18 protein-coding genes and 1 riboswitch are annotated in these 21514 nt (G+C 59.3%); of the genes, 4 read left to right on the top strand and 14 right to left on the bottom strand.

What is annotated here, in order from left to right:
* Nucleotides 1-63: 63 nt before the first annotated feature.
* The 3 genes from J4D97_RS03815 to hemF form a co-directional block, all read right to left on the bottom strand.
* Entirely contained in the window at nucleotides 64-3255 is a 3192-nt protein-coding gene (locus J4D97_RS03815; protein WP_208306407.1) for a GH92 family glycosyl hydrolase, read from the bottom strand.
* Between the two features lie 139 nt (nucleotides 3256-3394).
* Nucleotides 3395-3982, bottom strand: coding sequence for a phosphatase PAP2 family protein (locus J4D97_RS03810; RefSeq protein WP_208306406.1), 588 nt, complete (start codon nucleotides 3980-3982; stop codon nucleotides 3395-3397).
* Nucleotides 3975-4937 carry an oxygen-dependent coproporphyrinogen oxidase gene (gene hemF, locus J4D97_RS03805; RefSeq protein WP_279592405.1) on the bottom strand — a complete coding sequence of 321 codons (963 nt, stop codon included), beginning with the start codon at nucleotides 4935-4937 and terminating at the stop codon, nucleotides 3975-3977. Before hemF ends, J4D97_RS03810 begins: the two co-directional genes overlap by 8 nt.
* Before the next feature lie 135 nt (nucleotides 4938-5072).
* Between hemF and J4D97_RS03800 the strand changes: the two genes are divergently transcribed.
* Nucleotides 5073-7178 (top strand): alpha-ketoacid dehydrogenase subunit alpha/beta, encoded by a 2106-nt coding sequence (locus tag J4D97_RS03800; protein WP_208306405.1) that lies wholly within the window; start codon nucleotides 5073-5075, stop codon nucleotides 7176-7178.
* A 73-nt stretch (nucleotides 7179-7251) separates the two neighbouring features.
* Here J4D97_RS03800 and J4D97_RS03795 read toward each other — a convergent pair whose 3' ends face one another.
* Nucleotides 7252-9762, bottom strand: a complete 2511-nt coding sequence (locus J4D97_RS03795) for a BamA/TamA family outer membrane protein (RefSeq protein WP_208306404.1) — start codon at nucleotides 9760-9762, stop codon at nucleotides 7252-7254.
* On the opposite strand from J4D97_RS03795, the gene J4D97_RS03790 reads away from it, so the two are divergent.
* Nucleotides 9753-10493 carry an RNA methyltransferase gene (locus J4D97_RS03790; protein WP_185283711.1) on the top strand — a complete coding sequence of 247 codons (741 nt, stop codon included), beginning with the start codon at nucleotides 9753-9755 and terminating at the stop codon, nucleotides 10491-10493. The genes J4D97_RS03795 and J4D97_RS03790 overlap by 10 nt on opposite strands.
* Before the next feature lie 170 nt (nucleotides 10494-10663).
* Here the strand turns inward: J4D97_RS03790 and J4D97_RS03785 are convergent, their stop codons facing one another.
* The 3 genes from J4D97_RS03785 to J4D97_RS03775 are packed head-to-tail and all read right to left on the bottom strand — an operon-like array spanning nucleotide 10664 to nucleotide 13226.
* Nucleotides 10664-11875, bottom strand: a complete 1212-nt coding sequence (locus tag J4D97_RS03785) for an outer membrane beta-barrel protein (RefSeq protein WP_208306403.1) — start codon at nucleotides 11873-11875, stop codon at nucleotides 10664-10666.
* Nucleotides 11876-11887: 12 nt separating this feature from the next.
* On the bottom strand, nucleotides 11888-12667 hold the full coding sequence (locus J4D97_RS03780; protein ID WP_208306402.1) for a hypothetical protein: 780 nt from the start codon (nucleotides 12665-12667) through the stop codon (nucleotides 11888-11890).
* Nucleotides 12648-13226 (bottom strand): RNA polymerase sigma factor, encoded by a 579-nt coding sequence (locus J4D97_RS03775; RefSeq protein WP_185283708.1) that lies wholly within the window; start codon nucleotides 13224-13226, stop codon nucleotides 12648-12650. Before J4D97_RS03775 ends, J4D97_RS03780 begins: the two co-directional genes overlap by 20 nt.
* A gap of 231 nt (nucleotides 13227-13457) precedes the next feature.
* Between J4D97_RS03775 and J4D97_RS03770 the strand changes: the two genes are divergently transcribed.
* The gene (locus tag J4D97_RS03770; protein ID WP_208306401.1) at nucleotides 13458-13886 is read left to right on the top strand and encodes a cupin domain-containing protein; all 429 of its coding nucleotides are present in this window, start codon (nucleotides 13458-13460) and stop codon (nucleotides 13884-13886) included.
* Nucleotides 13887-14065: 179 nt separating this feature from the next.
* Here the strand turns inward: J4D97_RS03770 and J4D97_RS03765 are convergent, their stop codons facing one another.
* The 6 genes from J4D97_RS03765 to J4D97_RS03740 all read right to left on the bottom strand — a co-directional run bounded on the left by J4D97_RS03765 (nucleotide 14066) and on the right by J4D97_RS03740 (nucleotide 19699).
* On the bottom strand, nucleotides 14066-14425 hold the full coding sequence (locus J4D97_RS03765) for a CoA-binding protein (RefSeq protein ID WP_185283706.1): 360 nt from the start codon (nucleotides 14423-14425) through the stop codon (nucleotides 14066-14068).
* Nucleotides 14426-14621: 196 nt separating this feature from the next.
* The gene (locus J4D97_RS03760; RefSeq protein WP_208306400.1) at nucleotides 14622-15332 is read right to left on the bottom strand and encodes an SDR family NAD(P)-dependent oxidoreductase; all 711 of its coding nucleotides are present in this window, start codon (nucleotides 15330-15332) and stop codon (nucleotides 14622-14624) included.
* A 164-nt stretch (nucleotides 15333-15496) separates the two neighbouring features.
* Entirely contained in the window at nucleotides 15497-16312 is an 816-nt protein-coding gene (locus J4D97_RS03755; RefSeq protein ID WP_243900106.1) for a helix-turn-helix domain-containing protein, read from the bottom strand.
* Nucleotides 16313-16672: 360 nt separating this feature from the next.
* Nucleotides 16673-18253, bottom strand: a complete 1581-nt coding sequence (locus J4D97_RS03750; protein ID WP_208306398.1) for an NAD(P)/FAD-dependent oxidoreductase — start codon at nucleotides 18251-18253, stop codon at nucleotides 16673-16675.
* A gap of 211 nt (nucleotides 18254-18464) precedes the next feature.
* Nucleotides 18465-18872, bottom strand: coding sequence for an acyl-CoA thioesterase (locus J4D97_RS03745; RefSeq protein ID WP_187319797.1), 408 nt, complete (start codon nucleotides 18870-18872; stop codon nucleotides 18465-18467).
* Nucleotides 18873-19054: 182 nt separating this feature from the next.
* Nucleotides 19055-19255: riboswitch (cobalamin riboswitch) on the bottom strand.
* A gap of 84 nt (nucleotides 19256-19339) precedes the next feature.
* The gene (locus J4D97_RS03740; RefSeq protein ID WP_208306397.1) at nucleotides 19340-19699 is read right to left on the bottom strand and encodes a hypothetical protein; all 360 of its coding nucleotides are present in this window, start codon (nucleotides 19697-19699) and stop codon (nucleotides 19340-19342) included.
* A gap of 172 nt (nucleotides 19700-19871) precedes the next feature.
* Here J4D97_RS03740 and J4D97_RS03735 point away from each other — a divergent pair, with 172 nt between their 5' ends.
* On the top strand, nucleotides 19872-21176 hold the full coding sequence (locus tag J4D97_RS03735) for an MFS transporter (protein WP_208306396.1): 1305 nt from the start codon (nucleotides 19872-19874) through the stop codon (nucleotides 21174-21176).
* Between the two features lie 7 nt (nucleotides 21177-21183).
* On the opposite strand, the gene J4D97_RS03730 is transcribed toward J4D97_RS03735, so the two are convergent.
* Complete coding sequence (locus J4D97_RS03730) at nucleotides 21184-21510, bottom strand: hypothetical protein (protein WP_185283700.1); 327 nt, start codon at nucleotides 21508-21510, stop codon at nucleotides 21184-21186.
* Nucleotides 21511-21514: the final 4 nt, after the last annotated feature.

The following is a 21514-nucleotide window of genomic DNA, read 5'->3' as shown; positions in this document are numbered from 1 at the left end:
GAATAATATGATCGTTTTGACAGTAAACGATCAAAATAACTTGCGCGCTTTACTATATAATGCTCATTTAGCCGGTGTTACTCCCCACTGTTCGTTGGGATGAGGACCCATCACGAGAACCAATGAGCCGCCTTTCAATAGCTCTGTCGCCGGAAACTGAAAGGACTGCAACGGCTTGCCATTGAGCATGGCCGCCTGCACGTAGAGGTTGCGACGGGAGGCACCCTTGGCTTCGATAGTGAATTTGTGGCCTCGTCCAAAACGCTGCCCCAAGTCAATATCAACTTTGGAATACAGCGGGCTACCGATTTCGTAAATTGGCGCGGCGCTGGTGCCGCCATCGGTCTGAAACAAGCCCAAAGCCGCCATCACCAGCCACGCGCTCATCTGGCCCTGGTCCTCGTCGCCGAGGTAGGCGTTGCCCACGCCGTAGCCGTAGTAGCGCTCCAGAATCGAGCGGCTCCATTTCTGGGTAGACCAGGGCTTGCCCGCCCAGTTGAACAAAAAGGCAAAGTGCATGGATTGCTGGTTGCCCTGCACCACGGGGTAGTTCCAGTATTGGTCGTTCAGGCCATTGTAGCGCCACGGCTCACTCTCGCGGAAGCCCCATTCCAGCCGGTCGATAAAGGTCTGCCTACCCACTTGTTTGATCAACGCGGGCACATCCTGCGGCACGAAAAACGTGAGCTGCCAGGCGTTGCCCTCCACATATTCTTCGTTGGCGCCGCTGCGGAACGGGTCAAACGCTTTCGTCCAGGTGCCGTTGCTGAGCTTCGTGTGGCTGTAGCCGGCGCTGTCTATCGTGTTTTGCCACCAATAGCCGCGGTCGTTAAATTTCTGATAGATACCAGGTTGATCGAGCGACTTGGCCAATTGTCCTACCGTCCAATCGTCGAAGGAATACTCCAATGAGTTGGAAAAGCGGCCTTTGTCGGAGGGCACGTAGTGGTAATGCTCGTAGGCAACCAGGTCCCGGTTGCCGGCAAAGCCCGTGAACACCTTTTGGGCTGGGGTGGTCTGCATTTTCACCGCGGCCGCCAACACCTTGTTCGCGTCAAAGTCCCGAATGCCCATCTGGTAGGCGGCTACCATCTGCGGAATTTCGTGCTCGGCCACCATCACCGGAATGTAGTTCATGCCGGCCGGACCCTTTGCCAGCCAACCGTAGGCGTCATACATGGCCAGTTGCGAGCGTACCCAGCGGCTGCTCCACTCCGGCGTGACGAGATTCCAGACCTGGTTCAGATTCCAGAAAGTGTTCCAGAACGCATCGCAGCCCAATGCCACGTCGTCGGCGGGGTGGGGTAGGCGATGCACCTGGCCGTCGGTGCCGCGCCAGTCGCCGTTGGCGTCGCTCCAGGTGTTGCGGCTGCAAATGGAGCGATACAGGGCGTTGTAGAACCGCATCTTTTCCAGTCGATTGGTGGTGGTAATCTGCACGCGGTTGAACAGCTCGTTCCACGTATCGACTTGATGTTGGCGGACGGCCTCGAAGCGCCAGCCGAACGGCGCCGTTACTTCGGTTTGCAGGTTTTGGGCGGCATTGGCAATGCTCACCAGCGAAATGCCGGACCGCACCTGCACTACGGGATGCTGCCGGGCGTCGAACTCAGCAAACAAGCCGGCGTCCTTCAAGTCTTTGCCAATGAAGGTGGTGCCGTACTGAATTTGGTTGTTGAGCCAGCCGCCGAGCCGCTTGATCGGCTGATCGAACTCAACCACAAAATGCAGCGTGTAGTCCTGGGAGGCATCGTTGCTCCACACGCCGGGCGAAAACTGGTGAATGCTGCCTTCGAGGCGGGTTGCACTCACTTGCTTCACCTGTACCTCCTTCAACTGATACTCGTACTCCGACGGAATGTGAAAGTCGAGCAGCACGCGGGCGCTGTCGCGGTCCTGCGGAAACGTAAACCGCTCGAACCCGCAACGGGTGGTAGCTGTCACTTCCGCCTTAATGCCATAATCGGCCAACTGCACCGCGTAGTAGCCAATGGGCGCCTTTTCCGTTTTCTTCTCAATACGCGAGCGGTAGCCCGATTCAGGCCGCAGCTCATCGCCTATGTGGGTCTGGAGCTTGCCGTTGGTGGCAAATACGCCAAGTCCAGCTATCGTCCACTCGTGGATGTGGCTGAAGGTGCCCACGCTTTCATAGGTAGGCTGGTAGCCCGCTTGCCAACCGCTGTTCTGGTTGTCGGGGCTCATCTTCACCATGCTAAACGGCATCCAGGGGCCCGGCGCAATCATCCACCGGGAGTGGGCCGTGCCCATGCGGGTATCCACGTAGTCGGCCAGGGTTTGCTCTTGCTGGGGTGCCCGCTGCACCACGCCTTCCTGCACCACTTTCCCGTTTTCCAGAATCCTGTATTTGCTTTGGGTAGGAACGGTTACGGCGGGCATTGGCGCCTCAAACTCGTACGCGCCCTTTTCTACTGGCTCTCTGAAAATGGTTTGGCCGTCCAGCTGTACGCTTAGGGTAGGCGTGCCCGCCACGTGCTGCACATTTACCAGCAGCGGCTGCCGACGCTGCCCATCGGCGGCTAACTCGTACGGAGCAGGCGTTACAGAGCGCACAAAAAGCTGTTGGGGGCGTTGCACCGTCACGCCCGATGGACCAAGCAAACTCACTTGGTCAAAAAGAATCCATGAGCCTTCCGTAACGGTGATAGTGACTTGGTTGCCACCCGCTTGCAGGACGCCTTTATCCAGCGGAATTTCGATGACTTTAGGGGTAGCCTTCGCCAGATTGCCACTGATGGAAGCCGTGTCAACGGGGCTTTCGGTCATCTTGGGCCGGCGCTGTTGGCGCACGTCGTAGCCCGCGGCGCTTAGTTGGATTCGTTCTTCCTGCCCGTTGATGCTGACCTGTAGAAGAGGCAAAAACGTTTTAGCATAGTCTGCTAATCGAATGACGAGTTTGTAGCTACCCGTAGCGGTCAACTTCTTCAAGGTAAATAGCAGATTCACCTGGTTGGTGCGCCAGCCGGCGGTACTCCAGGTGCCGCCCCACGTGTCTACCGGCCCCGGCAGCACATACGGAAACGCCTGTTTTTCCTTGGAAGCACCAATGAAATAGCACTTGTCTTCATAGCCGAAATCCTGTCCCACGAACTTGCGGAAACCAGCCGGAGCTAAGGCAAATTCTGCCCCCGATTGATCGGCTTTGCCTACTTGCCAGAGTATGCGCTCCGGTTGTTGCGCGTGGGAAGGGGCCGCTACGCTCAAAAGCAGCAGTAGCCAAAAAAGTGTTTTCATCATGCCTATCGTGCCAAAAGAAGGGGCAGAAGATAGGCAGAAGTCAGAGGAAACAACGAAGATGCGGTTGATAATCACCCGGTTTCTCCGCGAGCGGGCACAGGGGCCGCACCGCGAACAAGCGCGTGCGGCCCCTAAGGCCCTACCTGGTTCGGGCCATAGTATGCGGCCACCACCGCGCCGTGCCCCATTTATATAGCTCGGCGCAGCCCCAGGCCGTGAGACTGCCCAGCGTGGCGCCGGCCACCACATCGGAAGGGTAGTGGGCGCCCAGGTAGATGCGGCTGTAACACACCACCACGGCCCAGGCCAGCGTGAGCCACTTGGCCAGGCGGTAGCGTGCAGGTAGCACCAGCCACAGAAAAATTACCAGCGCAAACGAGTTGGCTGCGTGCGACGACAAAAAGCCAAACTGCCCGCCGCAGCCGTTCACCAGGTTTAAGGTAGTCGATACCTGCGGGTCGTGGCAGGGACGCAGGCGGGCAAAGTAGGGCTTAAACAAGCGGCTGGAAATCACATCGGCCAGCGCCACGCTCAGGCCCAGCAGCGGCAGCAGCAGCAGGGCACGGCGCTGGTAAAGGTAGCCCAGCACCACCACCAGCACAAAGTACGCTGGAAACCACACGAAGCGTTCCGAAAAAAACACCATCCACTTATCCAGCGCGGGCGAGTGGTGCAGGTTGATGGCGATAATCAGCCACCGATCTAAGGCGCGCAGCTGTTCAAGCAAGGGAATCGGCATTTGGGGTAGAAGAAACCCAATCGACACCCTTACGCAGCCAGGCGAGGGTAGCAGCCTCCGGCGAGCCGGGCGCGGGCACGCGGTTGTAGTGCCACTCGGCGCGGGGTGGCATACTCATCAGAATGCTCTCGGTACGGCCACCGGTTTCCAGGCCGAAGCGCGTGCCCCGGTCAAAAGCCAGGTTGAACTCGGCGTAGCGGGCGCGGCGCACTAGTTGCCACTGCGTTTCGGCCGAGCCATAAGGTAGGGCCTGGTTATGGCGCATCAGCTCGGTGTAGGTAGGGCCGAACAGGTTGCCCACGTCCTGCACAAAGGCAAACAGCGCGTCGGCTGAGCCATCTTTGCCTACCGTGAGGCGGTCAAAGAAGATGCCGCCCACGCCGCGCGTTTCCTGGCGGTGGGGTAGGAAAAAGTAGTCGTCGGCCCACTGCTTGAAACGGGGGTAGGAGGCCACCGCGTGGCGCTGGCACACGGCCTGTATCTGCTCGTGAAACCAACGGGCCTGCGCCTCATCCACATAAATTGGGGTGAGGTCGAGGCCGCCGCCAAACCACGCCTGGCCATCGCCGGCCTCGAAGTAGCGCACGTTCATGTGGGCAATGGGCACGCGGGGGCTGCGCGGGTGCAGCACCACCGACACGCCCGTGGCGAAAAACGCCGGATTGGGCATGTGCAGCAGCTGGGCCGCCTGGGCGCTCATCTCGCCCGCTACCGCCGAAAACGCCACGCCGGCCTTCTCCAACACCGCGCCCTCGGTGAGCACGCGGGTGCGGCCGCCGCCACTCTGGTGGTGCTGCCAGGCATCGGTCAGGAACTCGCCGGTGCCGTCGGCCTGCTCCAACTGTTGGCACAGGCGGTCCTGGAAATCACGCATCCAGCTTTCCACGGTGGCGCGAAAAGTAGGGGTGGCAGGGGTAGGGGAAACGAGGGGAGAAGCAGACAAAAGCGCGGTGGATTGAGCCAAAAGAACGCGACGCGAAGAAACGTGCCGCTTGAGCCGGCAAAAATACGTACAAAACCTGCCCCGCAGGCACTTTTCGCCCAAAGCCGTACTTTCGCTTTTTCCTACCCTACCTGCATGACCACCCAGCCCGCCCCGTTTTCCGACCCTGCTTCCCCGTTCACCGTTCCCCGCCCGGATACCCAGATGCGCGCCTACCGCCTGATGCACACGGCCGCCGAGCTGGCGCGTCTTTACGAAGAAAACAAGGCCGTAACGGCCCGCTACGTGCACGCCACCGCCCGCGGCCACGAGGCCGTGCAACTGGCCGCCGCCTTCCACCTGCGCCCCACCGACTACGCCGCCCCCTACTACCGCGACGATGCCTTGCTGCTGGGCCTGGGCTTGCAGCCCTATGAGCTGATGCTGCAACTGCTGGCCAAGCGCGACGACCCCTTTTCGGGTGGGCGTACGTACTACGGGCACCCCTCGCTGCGCCGGGAGGGTTTCCCCGTTATTCCGCACCAAAGCTCGGCAACGGGTATGCAGGCCATTCCGGCCACCGGCATGGCGCACGGTATCAAGTATCTGGAAAGCCAGGGCCTGTTGAAAACCGCCGACCAGCGCCCCGTGGTGCTGTGCTCCATCGGCGACGGAGCCATGACCGAGGGGGAGGTGAGCGAGGCCCTGCAAATGGCTGTGCTGCACCAGCTACCCATTATTTTTCTGGTGCAGGACAACGATTGGGGTATTTCGGCTACCGGCCGTGAGATGCGCGCCATGAATGCCTACGAGTTTGCCGCTGGCTTTAAAGGCCTGCATCGTCTGAAGATTGACGGCGCTGATTTTGCCGTTTCCTACGCTGGGCTGGCCGCCGCTTTTGCCCACGCCCGCGACACCCGCGGGCCAGTGCTGGTGCACGCCACTTGTCCGCTGCTGGCCCACCACACCAGCGGCGTACGCCGCGAAAAATACCGCGGCGACAACCTCGCCCAGCACGAACCCCACGACCCACTCCCGCGCCTGCATCGCCAGCTGCTGGATATGGGCTTGGCCACCGAAGCCGAACTGGACGACCTGGCCGCCCAGGCCCGCACCACGGTAGACGACGACTACCAGCGCGCCCTGCAAGCCGCTGACCCCGACCCCGCTACCTTCGCCGACCACGAGTTTGCCCCGCCCGCCGTGACCGAGGAAGCCGGTGAGCGAAGCCCCGCCGGTGCCGAGAAAGTAACAATGGTAGACGCCGCCTTGCACGCGGTAGACGATATTTTGCGGGAGTTTCCAGAGGCGCTCTTCTACGGGCAGGACGTGGGCGGCGCCTTGGGTGGTGTGTTTCGGGAGGCGGCGCTGCTGGCCCAGAAGCACGGCGCGGCGCGGGTATTCAATACGCCCATTCAGGAGGCCTATATTGTGGGCAGCACGGCCGGCATGTCGGCCGTAGGGGCGAAGGCCATTGTTGAAATTCAGTTTGCTGACTATATCTGGCCGGGCCTGAACCAACTGGTAGAGGAGCTGTCGAAATCATGCTACCTGTCCAACGGTCAGTTTCCGGTGCAGAGCCTGATTCGGGTGCCGGTGGGTGCTTATGGTGGGGGCGGGCCCTACCACTCGGGCTCGGTGGAAAGCACGCTGCTCAACATTCGGGGCATTAAGGTGGTCTACCCCAGCAACGCCGCCGATATGAAGGGCCTGCTGCGCGCCGCCTTCCTCGACCCCAATCCGGTGGTGCTGCTGGAGCACAAGGGCTTGTACTGGAGCAAAGTGCCCGGCACCGAAGACGCCCGCACCCCCGAGCCGGCCGCCGGCTACGTGCTACCCCTGGGCCAGGCCGCCATTGCCCAACCCGCCGACCCTGAGCAGACGCGCCGAGGCGCTACCTGCGTGGTCATCACCTACGGGATGGGCGTGTACTGGGCCAAAGCCGCCAGCCAGCAGTTTCCCGGCCGCGTCGAAATCCTGGACCTGCGTACGCTCAACCCCCTCGACTACGAGGCGGTGGAACGGGCAGTGCGTCAGCACAGCAAAGTGCTGGTGCTCACCGAAGAACCCCTGCTCAACTCCTTCGCCGAAAGCCTCGCAGGCCGCATCCAGCGCACTTGCTTCCAGCACCTCGACGCGCCGGTGTTTACCCGGGGCGCTGCCAACCTTCCCGCTATTCCGCTGAATGTAGCGTTGGAGAACCAAATGCTTCCCAACACTGAAAAAGTAGCTAAAACGCTGGGCGAGTTGCTGGGGTGGTAGCAAGGAGTGAGTACAAAACGGCTGTCATCCTTCGTAAGCGCAGGATGACAGCCGTTTTGTACTCACTCACTCATTAGAACGGATAGCCAATACCCAGGTTAAACGCTGTTTGGCGGGCGCCGAAGCCGAAGTTGCGAATCACCCATCGGTTGCCGGGGTAAGTGGGGTCGTAGACTTTGGTGGCTATGTCGAGGCGCAGAATAAGGAAGGTGAAGTCGAAGCGCAGACCGAAACCCGAGCCCACGGCAAATTCCTTGTAGAAGCGGTTGAACGCAAACTGAGCGTTTTTATAATCCGGATTTGTTTCAATGCGAGACTCGTCGGCATGCAATAGCCAGACGTTGCCAAAGTCTGTGAATACAGCACCATTAATAAAGCTATACAGCGGAAAACGGTATTCTACGTTGCCTTCTAACAACAACTCGCCGGGTTGTTCTTGTGCTAGGTTTTGCTTGCCGTTGATCAAAGTAGAGAAGGAGCCTGGGCCTAAGCGGCGCGGTGCCCAGGCCCGTACACTGGAACTGCCCCCGGCAAATACAAATTTATCATAGGGGATAATCAGACCAGTTTGTTGCTCATCAGAGCCGGGTGGGTAGTAGGTGGTAGGGGTAAGAGCCCGTGCCGCGCCCACATTGAAGCGGTAAACGAAATACGATTTTGAATCCAGCTTGATATAGCGACGATAATCCGCGCTGAAACGGGCGAAGTTGAATACGTTCAGATCCGGGAAAACTGCCTGATAGATCTTACGTGTGAGGCCGCCTACCTCCGCATACAATCGCAAGTAGCGGGCATCTCGGGTTTCATTAAAATCGTTGGAATTGTAGAGGGAAGTGAAGTTGATGCTGGGTACCAACTGCCGCGTAAAGCTCTGAATCAGCGGAAATCCTTGGTTTGATAGCTCTTGTAAATTTGCTAAGAACGCCGGATCAATTGAGTTAAAGGGCGTATTCACGATGCTCAAATCAGCAGGCGTAAATACGTATTGGTGAAACTCGGAGCGCTGCCAGATATAATCGTACGTAGCCTCGGCATTGGTGCGTGTGTACTGCGGCCGGCTAACGAAGGTATACGAAGCGTTGATGCGCGTACGTGGATTATATTGTACCAGGTAGCGCTGGGGCCGGAAGGGAATAATGAACTGCGGAATCACCAGGTTCACGTTGCCGCCAATTTGGGTCGTGAGTACCGCATCTGGGTTACCGCTGGTTTCATCGTCGGTACTGGCAATGTTATACTGCCCCTCGAAGCCCGAACGGATACCAAATTCCAACACCTCAGCTCCGCCAAACGGGTTACGCACGCGCAAGCGCACGTTGGCAAAGGGCCCTACCAAGCCGCTCACGTAAGTGCCGCCAAACTCAGTGGTTTCTTGAAATTTTTTGGCTGGTGAGGCATTCACAATGGCCGCCAGCTGGCCTTGTACCGAGTCGGCCAGTGTGTTCGACTGGCGGGGTAGGCGGCGGTAATTCACCGTGTTGAAACGGAACATATCCAGCGTACCCAACTGCCGCTGCGTGAGCAGCGTGTTGGCCAGGCTGTAGTGGTCACCGGGACGTACTTCCAGCTTATTATCCAAAATACGCGGGCGAATTTTGTGCTCGTAGGCTAAAAACTTCACCGAGTCGCGCACGATAGTGTCGCGCGCTACCCCGAAGCGGACAATGCCGGCATCGGAAATAAAGCTCACGCGCTCAATGGTATACAGGCGGTGCGATTGGCCGGGTGCTGGATCGGCAACGAAGGTGCGCAGGCGCACGGTGGTAGGGGCAAAGCTGGTATCGGCTTCCAGGGTGATGTACTGCTCCCGAAAGTCGTAGTAGCCTGCGTTTTTCAGCAACGTTTCAAGCCGGGTGCGCTCCTGCCCAATCACTTCCTCGTCGTACTGGTCGCCCACATGCAGCAGCGACTGGGGGCGGGAAGCCAGTACCCGCCGCTCCACGGCCGTGTCGGGGATGGTGTAATTGAGCTGGGTGTAGTGAAAGGGTAGGCCCTCGTGCACGTGGTAGGTTACGGTCACGCGGCGGTCCTCCACCGTGTCGGTGGCGTATACGCTGCTGCGGAAGAAACCCTTGGATTTCAGGAAGATATCGAGCTGCGTGACCGTTTGGCGCGTGAGGGCCGTATCGTAGAGTACCGGGGGCTCGCCAATGCGCATAATGGAGTTGCCCTTTTCTAGCTTCTGCTGAAAGCGGCGGTTGCGCCGCTCCCGCTTCTGCGTGAGCTTGGCTACCTCCACCGAGTCGGGTCGGGCCTCAGCAATGAGTTGGTTGTAGCGCTCCAGGTCCTCGTTGAGCTTACGCCGGACCTTTGTCGAATCATAAAAATTCGTCCCCAGCTGATAGATGAGTAGCTTTGGGATGGGAAAGCGGGAATTGGGCTGCTGCTGATAGAGCGTTTGCATGCGCTCGGCGTCGGCCTTGTCTACCCCCTTCAACTCAATCTCATTCAGCAGGTTCTGGCCGGGCGGCAGCAACTTGGTAGGTGCGCAGCCAACCAGGGCCAGCAGCAGCCAGCACACGGGCAATAGGCGCCGCCAGAGGTGGCTGGCCCCAAGCGTATTAACGAATAACGATGGTTTCAAAAGCAGTAGCGAAATATGTGCACGCCCTGCACCAAAAAAAATACCGGTTGCGGCACGGCGCTTTTCTGGTAGAAGGAGGCAAAAGCGTTCTGGAGCTGCTAAGTTCCACACTTCTGACCGAACGGTTGTTCGTGACGGCGGAGTTTGCGGCAAAAATTTCGCCATTCCCGCCTCAGGTACCCGTGGAGGTGGTATCGGCGGAGGAACTGACCCGCCTGGGTACGTTGGCTACCAACCAAACGGCGCTAGCCGTAGCCCGCCTACCCCAGGAGTCGCCTTTGCCCACAGTGCCCGGCTTGCTCTTGGCGCTCGACGAAGTGCGCGACCCTGGCAACCTGGGCACCCTCATCCGCCTAGCCGACTGGTACGGCCTGCCCGGCGTGGTATGCTCCGATACCTGCGCCGACCCTTGGAGCCCCAAAACCGTGGCCGCCACCATGGGCTCGTTCACCCGCGTGCCCGTGTGGCAGCGCGACTTGCCCCAGTGGCTCGCTTCCCTACCCCCCGAGATGCCCGTTTATGGCGCCGACCTGCACGGCGATAATGTGCACCACCTCCGGTTGCAGCCCCAAGGCGTGTTAGTGATGGGTAGCGAAAGCCACGGCCTCACGCCGGCTGTGGAGCAGTGCCTCACCAAGCGCCTGCACATCCCTGGGCGTGGCCAAGCCGAGAGCCTGAACGTGGCCATTTCGGCAGCCATCCTGCTGGACAATTTCTTCCGGGCGGGGTAGGGGCCTTTGCTCCGAAAAAAGAACGTTATGCTGAGCGTAGGCGTAGCCGGAGTCGAAGCATCTCTACCGTGAGTAATATTCAACGATTGAAATTACCATTACGGTAGAGATGCTTCGACTCCGCTGCGTTGCGCTCAGCATGACGTTCTTTGTAAAGCCAATGCTACTCCTTAATCAATCCCGAAAAACGAGACGCCGAAGCTCAGGCTCTGGGCTTGGGGACCACGGTTGTCCTTGAAGAGTTGGTTGAGGTGATACTTGGCAAACAGGTCTACCTTACGGAAGCCGATGCTGCCCTGTAGCCCGTACTGGAAATCCTCCAGATTGTAGCTGCCGCGGTCCTTGTCTTTCCGCGTGTCACCATCCTGGTCGTACTTTAGCTTGGTGTGCGTGCCCAGGCGGTAGCCCACGAAGCCACCGGCTGCCAGCCGGAACGTTTTGTGGTACTCTTTGTCGCGCAGATTTGCTTGCAGCATCACGGGCAGGTTGACGCTAGACATGGCCAACTTGCTTTTTTCCAGGTTGTAGCCTACCCGCTCTACCGTTGTGTAGTTGGGTTGGCCGCTTATCAAGCTCGTGTTCGATACAAATCGGGTATCATTATCGAGCATGAAGTTGTTGAAGGAAAACTCGGGGCCCAGCAGCAGGTACATGGGCGAGCCTTTGCTGCCCAGGCGCTGGGCGTAGCGCCAGTACAGGCTCACGTAGCGCGAACCAAAAGGCCGCAGATCAATGGGCTGCCCGCTGCTGTAGTTGCTTTTATTGACCAGCGCATTCAAGCCCAAATCCATCCCGAAGGCACTCTGGCTGCTGCGGTTGGCCTCGCGCTGCCGCCGCGCCAGGCGCAACGAGTCGCGGTCTACTTCCTTCTTGCCGTCGTTGTCGATGTGGATGGACACGTGGCCGTTGCCGTGCTCGTCCTTGTTTTCTTCTACTCTGATGTTGCCCACGCGGCCCAGCGTCACGTCTACTCGCTCGGCGGTGGGTTTCTGGGGCTTGCCTTGCGCATCCTCGTTGCGCACCGTGATGCGGATTTGCTCGGGCACGCCGGCGCCAGGGTGGTCTTTAGCAGGGTAGAACTCCGTCGTCACTTCACCCGATGAAGAGTTTTTGCCGGCTGCCTCGGCCTGGCTGATATAGCCGTTCAGCACCGTCATCAGCGAGTCGAGCTTGTAGTTCTGCAACTGGCGCAGCTGGGCTTTGTTTTTCACATAAAGCGTCATCACGGCTTGGTTGGGGAGCCGTACAATGATGGTATCGTCGTTGAGAACGGGGGTAGGGCGGAGCGAACGAGCGGAGAAAAGGTCGGTAGCACGGGCCGAGCAAGGCGCGGCCAGGGCCAGCAGCGCGGCGGCAGCTAGCAGGGAAGTAACGCGTTTCATGGCGTAGGAGCGTTAGAGTTGAATCGTTTTGTTGAGCTGATGGCCGGCCACGCGGGCCTGCACCGTCAGGGTTTCGGGTAGGCCTACTTGCTGTAGGTCTACCGGGTCTCCAACTACGGCATTGCGGGCCTGGCGCAGCACGGCACCCAGGCGGGTACGCTGCTGCGGAGCCGAAACCGGGGTTTGGGCCGCGGCCAGCACCGGCGCTGCCACTTCACGCACCACTTCCACCTCAATGGGGCGGGTAGGCACTTGCGTGGTGGTCAGCGTGGCCGGCACGGCCGCCACGGCTACTTCCGGAGCTGCCACTTCCAGGCGCTCCGGACGCGCCTTGGGGGTAGCAAGCGTTGCCACGGCAGCCGGCGCCGGGCGAGCAGAAGTAGTAGTGGCCGCAACCATGCGGGAAGCCGCCGCGGAGTGGCTGGCAGACAGCACCGATTGCGCTGCCGAAGCACTGGGGGCGGTAGCAACCGGGGCTTCTGAAGAGGTAGATGCGAGGTCCTGGGGAGCAGTTGCCTGGGTAGGCAAATCTTTTTTCGGAGCGGAAACGGCGGGTGCCGTGGTAGCCAGCTGGTCCGCTGTATCGGTGGTGCCGGGAGCTTGCAGCAGCCAGCCCAAGCCCACTGCCAGTAGCAGGGCTATTACCGCCGCGGCAGAATATAACCACATAGTAGGCCGCTTCTTAGCGGGCTGTAGCTCTTCTTCCAGTTGAGCCCATAAGTGGTCGGGCGGGGTAGGGGCGTGGCCCTGGAGCCGGTCCCGAAACAGTTGATCAATATCTTCCGGTAGCATAGTATTCTTTTGGTGGGGTGGTAGAAATGGCCGTGGCGTTGGCCACGGTCAGGCGGCGCTGCAACATGGCCCGCGCCTTACTCAGCTGCGATTTGCTGGTGCCTTCCGAAATGCCCAGCAGCTCGGCAATTTCGGGGTGGGAATAGCCCTCCAGCGCGTACAGGTTGAACACCGTACGGTAGCCGGCGGGCAGCTCAGCCAGCAGGGCCAGCATGTCGTCGGCCTGAAGCTGGGTGTCGGCGGTGGCGGGCGTCACGGCGGCGGTGCTGGGCACGTCGTCGATGGCCAGGTGCAGGGGCTCCTTGCGGCGCAACTGGCCCAGGGCCTCATTCACCATAATCCGCCGGATCCAGCCCTCAAACGAGCCTTCGTGCCGGTACTGGTCTAACGCCCGAAACACCTTCACAAAGCCGCCAATCATCACTTCTTCGGCATCCTCGCGGTGCCGCAGGTAGCGCAGGCACACGGAGAGCATCAGCCCCGCAAACCGCTCGTAGAGCAGTTTTTGGGCGCGGCTGTTGCCCTGGCGGCAAGCGGCAATGAGGTCGGCGTCAGTCACGGGTGTTGGGGTAGAGGTCTAGGGCGATAGCAAGCGTGTTTGGGAAGGTAGATGGGCGATGGGGAGTAACGGTTGCCTGACGGCAAAGAAAATTTTAGAGTATTTGCCAAAAGCAAAAAGATCATGGATATCATTAGGCTGTCGAAGCAGGGTAGGCATGCTGCCGTTGGCGGCTACTTTTCAACCTGCACGACATCGTACGTCGCGCACAAGTATCTTATTCACAATGCTATGAAAGAACCCAAGGAAATTGTTCAGGTAGGCGCGCTGGAGCTGCGCTTTCTGCTGGATGGCGATGACACCGACCAGCGCCTGGTGGTGTTTGAGTTTTCGGTGCCACCCGGAGCAAAAGTGCCCGCCCCGCACTACCACCAAGACGTAGACGAAATGGTGTACGGCCTAGCCGGGAGCATGACCACTACGGTAGCCGGCCAGAGCCGCACGCTGGGACCAGGCGACTCGTGCTTCATTCCGCGCGGCGTAGTGCATCACCATGCCAACGTAGGCTCCGAAACGGCTACCCTACTCACCGTACTAACCCCGGCCCTTATCGGCCCGGCGTATTTCCGGGAGCTAGGCGCGCTGCTGCAAGCGGGCAGCCCACCCGACCCAGCGCGGGTGCAGGAAATTATGGCCAAGTACGGACTGGTGGTGGCGTAATAGCGTGTGCATTATTGCTTTAGATGTGATATCAAAAAGAAGACGCTACCTACCCCAGCACTGTGCTGGGGTAGGTAGCGTCTTCTTTACGGAGGTGGCAAAAAGAAACCTTAGGTCGGGAAGCGCTGGATTTATACGCGTGCTACCCCAAATGCTACGTTTGTCTCTGTCATGCAAGCTTAGTAATTGCCTATCGACAGCATCACCAGCGTGCAGGCTTCTTCGGTCCGGATGCCCTTGGCCTGAGCCATCTTTTCCAGTTCCTCGTTCTCGGTGCCGGGGTTGAAGATGATGCGTTTGGGCTTGAGGTCCAGAATGTAGTCGTACCAACTGGGCTGGTTATGGGGCCCTACGTAGAGCGTCACGGTGTCCACAGCATCTTCGGCGGGGCGGTCGGTGTGAATATCGAGTCCGGCCACCTGGCCCTTGCGGATGCCTACGGGCACTACCTCATGGCCATGGTTCTTAAGCATGTTCACGGCCCGAAACGAATAACGGGCGGGGTTATCACTGGCCCCGATAACAACGGTCTTTTTCATAAATAGAGTCTTGGGGTCTTAGAAACTTAGATTTTTACTTGAAGGTCATTAGGCTGAACGTTCAAGGAATACGGGTAAATAAAGGTGTTGTTAAACAAATAGGAGAAAACCTCCGACTCGGGTTCACGCAGGTTGATTCGGTGATAGTGGCTAGGCGGTAAGCAAATTCATAGCAATACCGCTTAGCAGCAAACCCTTACCAAGGCAAGACGCCAGTGGAAGAGGATGCCGTGCCGGTGGGGCCATCGGCTGCCAGCAGGGCCAGCCGGATGGCCTCTGCCGCGCCCTGCGCGGGCGTGTCAGTTCCCTCAAAGCCATTCAAGTCGGTGGCCGTATAGCCGGGAGCGGCCGAATTCACCTTGATGGCCGTGGCCCGTAGTTCGTAGGCTAACTGCACGGTGAGCATATTCAGCGCAGCCTTTGAGGCCGAGTACCCTAGCAGGGCCCAATCGTGCTGCCCCACGATGGTGAGCGAGCCCAGCGGGCTTGACACGTTGACGATGCGCCCCGCCGCGGCCTGCTTCACCAGCGGCAAAAACATTTGAGTGACGGCCAGTGTACCCAAAAAATTGGTTTGTAGCACTTGCGCTACGCTGCGCACATCGGCGGTGCCCGGTGAGCCGTCGCCGGGCACATTGATGCCCGCGTTGTTCACCAGGATGTCGAGGTGGCCTGTCTCGCGTTGTAGGCGCGCCGCAGCCGCGTCGAGCGTTGCTTGGTTGGCTAGGTCTACTTCGAGGAAGCGAACATCGCCTTCGGCAGCCAGTGCCGCTGCGGCTTGCTCACCTTTGGTGGCCTCGCGGGCTCCTAGGTACACCTGGCAGCCTGCCTGCAATAGTCCCCGCACTATTTCGAAGCCAATGCCTTTGTTGCCGCCCGTCACCAGCGCAATTTTCTTGTTTTCCATGTCAGTTGTGAGTTTAGCCTCCTACTTAATAAGGAGGCGAGTAAGTACCCCACAAAGGTCCGGGCAGTAGCTTAGGGGCAAACTTCGCCAGTCAACCCATCTGTTGTAGATTTCAAACATGGCAGCGCAATTTCAAAGGCGCCACACAAGCTGACGCCCGATAACTACACCCCAAATACGGCCAAGCGCCGGAAATCTCCTGGCGTTTGGCTGGCCTGACGCTTGAAAAAGGTGCAAAAATGCGCTACGTCGGTAAAGCCCAGGCTGTCGGCAATTTCTGAAATACTCCAGGCGGTTTGCTTTAGCAAGAGTTTGGCTTCCTGCATTAAGCGGCGGCTGATGAGGGCAGTGGTCGTGTGGCCCGTCATCTCCTTCAGCACGCGGTTGAGGTGGTTGACGTGCACGGCCAATTGATCGGCATAGTCCGTGGCGGTGCGTAGGCGGAGCGGTGGCTGCGGGCTTTGGCGCGGAAACTGCCCTTCCAGTAGCTCCGTGAATTGGGTGGCTACCCGTTCGGCGGCGCTGTGGGTAGCCAGCGGGGCGGGGGCCGGCTGTAGCTTCTGCACCAAGTGAATCAGCTCCCAGAGATAGGTGCGCAACAGGTCGTGCTTGTAGGCGTAGCCAGACGTGAGTTCGCGGGCCATCTTCTCGAATATAGCTTCAAGCACTGCGCAATCGGCCTCGGCCACATCCCACACGGGGTAGGCCCCAGGCTGAAAAATGGGTAGCTCTGCCAGTACCACCCCGGTGCGGGCAGGTAGCAGAAAGGCGTCATCGAAGAGGCAGCTATAGCCCGTAAAATCCTCGGTGAGCGGCAACCACCGATAGGGTACGCGCGGCGTCACCAGAAACAAAGTGTTATTGCCGACGTGCGGAGCCTGATCGGCACACTCTACTTGGCTACGCCCCCGGCAGAGCGTGATTTTGTAGTAGGACCGCCGGTTAAACGTCATCGGGGGTGCTCCGCGAAGGTCTGCCAACGGGAATACGTTGAAATGCCCTACCCCCTGTTCCATATCGGGTGGCGGCAAGACGCCTACCGCGGACTCCAAACTTGGAGCACACGCAGCGTAAAAAGCAGGTAGGGAATTCGGTTTCATACAGGTAATTATACGTAGTAAGCGTGGCAGTAGGCAGCAGCGACGACACGTTGCCACAAGAAACAGGAAACTACTTTCATGGGGTTGATTCCTGCTATAAAGGCTGACTTGGTCGTTTTCGCTTAGGTAGAAGTCAGCGGTTTATCCTAATCTGTTCATTAACATCTACAAAGCAAAAAGGTGTTGTCGGTTAAACAACACCTTATTCCAACAGCCAAACCAGCCAGGTATTTGCTCCAATTAAAGCGCTAAGCTCCCACTAACTGCCTCTGCGCACCGCTCGCCGTCCATGGCGGCCGATACGATGCCGCCGGCGTAGCCTGCACCCTCGCCGCACGGAAACAAGCCGCGCACCACCGGGTGCTGCAACGTGTCCCGGTCGCGGGGAATGCGCACCGGTGACGACGTGCGGCTCTCTACCCCCACAATCTGCGCGGCGTTGGTGGCATAGCCCGGAATCTTGCGCCCAAAGTTTTCGAAGCCCTGCCGCAGCCTGCCCGCCAGGTTTTTGCCCAGCACCTTGTCCATGGGCACCGATACCAGGCCGGGTTGGTAGGATGTGTCTAGTAGCTCCGCCGACACCTTGCTTTTTAAGAAGTCGCCCAGGCGCTGGGCGGGGGCTACCTGGGTATTGCCGGCCAGCTGGCAGGCGCGTTGCTCTATTTGTTGTTGCAAGCGCAGGCCAGCCAACGCACCGTGCTGGCGCACGTCCATATCCTCCAGCTCCACGGCCGTCACGATGCCGGAATTGGCATACTGGGAGTCGCGGCGGCTGGGGCTCATGCCGTTGACTACCACCTCGCCGGGGGCAGTGGCGGCGGGCACAATAAAGCCGCCGGGGCACATGCAGAACGAAAATACGCCCCGCTGCCCGCCCTGGCCCTGGGTCTGGTGCACCAAGGCGTAGGAAGCGGCCGGCAGTAGGCCACGGTCGGGGAGGCGGTACTGGGCGCGGTCGATGAGCTGCTGCTGGTGCTCCACGCGCACGCCCAGGGCAAAGGGCTTGGCCTCGACGAGCACACCGCGGCGGTGCAGCAGTTCGTAAATGTCGCGGGCCGAGTGGCCGGTGGCCAGAATCACGGCATCGGCCAGCAACTCCTCGCCCTGGGCCGTGACCACGCCACGCAGATGGTTGCCGGTCAGCACCAAATCGTCTACCCGCGTATCAAACCGCACCTCGCCGCCAGCCTGCCGCACCGAGTCGCGCAGGGCGGCTACCACGGCCGGCAGCTTGTTGGTGCCGATGTGGGGGTGGGCATCGACCAGAATATCGGGGGTAGCGCCGTGCTGCACCAACAGGCGCAGGATGCGCTGCACGTCGCCGCGCTTGGTGGAGCGGGTGTAGAGCTTGCCGTCGGAGTAGGTGCCCGCGCCGCCTTCGCCAAAGCAGTAGTTGGAATCGGGGTTAACGAGCTGTTGCTTGTTGAGGGCCGCCAGGTCGCGGCGGCGGGTGCGCACGTCTTTGCCGCGCTCCACTACAATGGGCCTGATGCCCAGCTCAATAGCCCGTAAGGCCGCGAACAACCCAGCCGGACCAGCACCCACAATCAGCACCGTGCGGCGGGCGCGACTTACATCCGGAAACTGAAACCAGGGTCCGAACAACTCGGCTGGCGGTGTCGTGCGGTAGATGTCGGCGCGCAGGCGCACCAGCGGCTGCCGGCCGCGGGCGTCGATGCTGCGCTTGCGCAGGTGCACAAAATCGGCTTGGCCGGGGCGCAAGCCAGCCGCGGCTAGCAGGGCTTCGTAGCGGGTCAGCTCGTCGTAGGCTTGCTCGGGCGCAAGCAGCAGCTCGACTTCCTGGGGGGAAGGGGTATGCATGGGTGAAAGGGAGTTAACCTTTAAACCGAAGTAGGAAAAGGATTGCAAAGATACGGCAGGAGTGGCAGCTTGTCATTTCGAACGCAGTGAGAAATCTGAAGTATTCCTGCTGATCGGATTGTAGGCACACGCAAGATTTTTCCTGTCTACCTGATGGGTAGAGTAGTCTGATGTGTTCCAGATTTCTCACTGCGTTCGAAATGACAAGCTGCTACCCTACCGCCTCCACGGGCGTGTCCAGAATACGGACGGGGCGCTTGTTTTCATCAATGGCCACGAACGTGAATACGCCCGAAACGGCCTTTTCGCGCTCCTCGGAGTACATCTGCTCCACAAACAGGTCCACGCGTACTTTCAGGCTGGTGTTGCCCACGTGCTCCACGCGGCCAATCAACTCCACCAGCGTGCCGCCGGGAATGGGATGGGTGAAATCAACCCGCTCGGACGAGACGGTTACCATTTTCAGGCGCGAAAAGCGGGTGGCTGCGATGAACGCTACCTCGTCCATCATGTGCAGGGTAGCCCCGCCGAACAGCGTGTCGTAGTGGTTAGTAGTGTTGGGGAATACGGCTTTGAAGATGCGCGTCTCGGCGCGGGTAATTTTTTCTTCGAGGGTCATCACAACGGAGTGAAAGGGTGAAACGCCCTTCGACAGCTTTCCGCAGGAAGCCAAACCACAACCAAGCCGATAGGGGGGTAGGGAGATACGCGCACGATTTCTGGCCGGCGGCGCGGGGCGCTCCGGGGCGGGTCGTATGCTTCCTCAATACCCGACAACGGCCCCAGGCGCGGGGGCTACGCATTGTCAGTCAGCGGCAGGCAGATTTTCTGACTTATACCTCCTAATCGCCCAACTCTTCTCGCCCGGCCGTGGGGCCAGGCAATGGGTAGCAAGCGGGGACCCTGCGGTGGTACTTACAGTAGCGCGTCTGTTCGGGAGTTGCACCCGATTCCCTTTTCAGGCCACTCCCAGGGGCGGCCACCTTCCGTTGTCTGATGGAAAACAGGCAAAGAACAACTGTCGGCAAAGGTAGGCGCTGGCGCGGGAATAGCAGCAGACGCCCGCGTCGTACCAAAAGCAACCTGCTATTGAACGCGGTATGTAGTCACAAAAACTGCATTATATGCCGGCAACATCGTTGTGCAAGCGCGGTCCTCGCTCGCTTTGGCCTTACGAATAGTAACATATAAGGTAGTGCCTTTGGCCAGTGTGGTGGGCAGATTCAGGCCGTAGTAGCTGCCACTAGCGGAAGCAGCGCTAAGTGACGAGCCGAACATTTTCCCTACTTCTTCATTTTTCTGAGTATTGGAAAAGTGTAGCAAGGGCAAGCGGCAGTCACCGCCGATACCTTGGGCTATTACCTCGTATTCCTTCGGTGCAGCATCGTCTTTCTGGCAGCCAAACGCTACGAGTAGAATGCTCAGCAATAGCAAATAACGTATCATGGCAGCAGGGTTTATCAATATAGAATACTAACTAGTGGGGGCTTTCGGAGAAAACTACACCACAGATACTAGAGAACTGATAAGGCAAGAATGGTTGCAGGCGTAGCATCTGAATTGGTGTGATAAGCCATTTCAACGTCTCCCAAAAACAAAGCCTCCGACGACTATTTGCATGACAACAACTCCTGCCCGCACGATGGCCTCGCGGGTGAAATCCATCTTCAGCGGCTCCATCGGCAACCTAGTGGAGTGGTACGATTGGTACATCTACTCGGCGTTTGCGCTGTATTTCGCGCCGGCGTTTTTCCCCAAAGGCAACCAAACGGCGCAGCTGCTGAACTCGGCGGCCATCTTTGCGGTGGGCTTTCTGATGCGGCCGTTGGGTGGCTGGCTGCTGGGCCTCTACGCCGACCGTCGGGGTAGGAAAGCAGCCCTGTTGCTATCGGTGCTGCTGATGTGCGCCGGCTCCCTACTCATTGCCCTCACACCCGGCTACGCCACCATTGGGGTGTTTGCGCCAGTGCTGCTAGTGGTGGCGCGGCTACTACAAGGCCTGAGTGTGGGCGGCGAATACGGCACCTCGGCCACCTACCTCAGCGAGATGGCCGATCAGAAGAACAGAGGGTTCTTTTCCAGCTTTCAGTACGTGACCCTGATTGCCGGTCAACTGGTGGCGCTACTGGTGCAATTGGGTTTGCAGGCCGTGCTCACGACTGAGCAGTTGCATGCGTGGGGCTGGCGTGTGCCCTTCGTTATTGGGGCCGGGGCAGCGGTAGTCGCCTTGTTTCTGCGCCGGCACATGGAGGAAACCGACGCCTTTGTGAAGAATGACCAGCCTGCGGGAGCAGCGCTAAAGAAAGAAGAAAGCAAGCTGCGCGTGCTGATGCGTTACCCTCGCGAGGTGCTCACGGTAGTGGGCCTCACACTGGGCGGCACCATTGTGTTCTACACATTCACCACGTACACGCAGAAATTTCTGGTGAACACGGCGGGGTTCACTAAGGACCAAGCTACGCTAGTGTCGTTTGGGGCGCTAGCCGTGGCCATGGTGCTGCAACCCGTGGTAGGGGCGCTATCGGATAGGGTAGGACGGCGGCCGGTGCTGCTGGCCTTTGGGGTAGGCGCCACGCTGGGCACTGTGCCACTGATGACAGCCTTGGGCCACGCTACCACCACCTGGGGCGCATTCGGCCTGCTGGTCATCGCCATGCTGATTATGAGCGGCTACACGGCCATCAACGCCGTGGTGAAAGCCGAGTTGTTTCCGACCGAAATCCGGGCCTTGGGGGTAGGACTGCCGTATGCCCTCACGGTTGCTATCTTCGGAGGCACGGCCGAGTACGTGGCGCTGCTGGCCAAGGGCTACAACGTGGAAGCGTGGTTTTACTGGTACGTAACGGCTTGCGCCAGTATTTCTCTTATCACCTACCTACGCATGGCTGATACCCGGCATACGTCGCGCATGAACCAAGCATAAAGGCCGGCTACTGCGCATGCCGGGCGTTCCATTCGGCGGCGAGAGCCGGAAGGCGGTCCGAGTCATCTGTCAGCCAACCCATAGCCGATTTCGTATCAGAAAAATACTGCGCGTCGAAGCGGATGGCGGGCTGCACCAGGCTATGCAGCGCATTAATGGCCAACTGGTTATGCGTCTGCCCACTATCCAGCACCAATACTAGTCGCTCCAAGGGTAGGACCACCAAGCCAGGCATCCAGTGTGTGCCCAACCATACCTCATCTTCTAACGATAAGTCGGGCACACTATTCATATCAAGTAGCAACCGCCGCACGGCCAATTGCTGTAGCAGCATGAGC

This window comes from Hymenobacter defluvii (assembly GCF_017589435.1).
GTDB lineage: Bacteria > Bacteroidota > Bacteroidia > Cytophagales > Hymenobacteraceae > Hymenobacter > Hymenobacter profundi.
The sequence above is the reverse complement of the archived record's forward strand: the minus strand, read 5'-3'. Positions and strand labels throughout refer to the sequence as shown.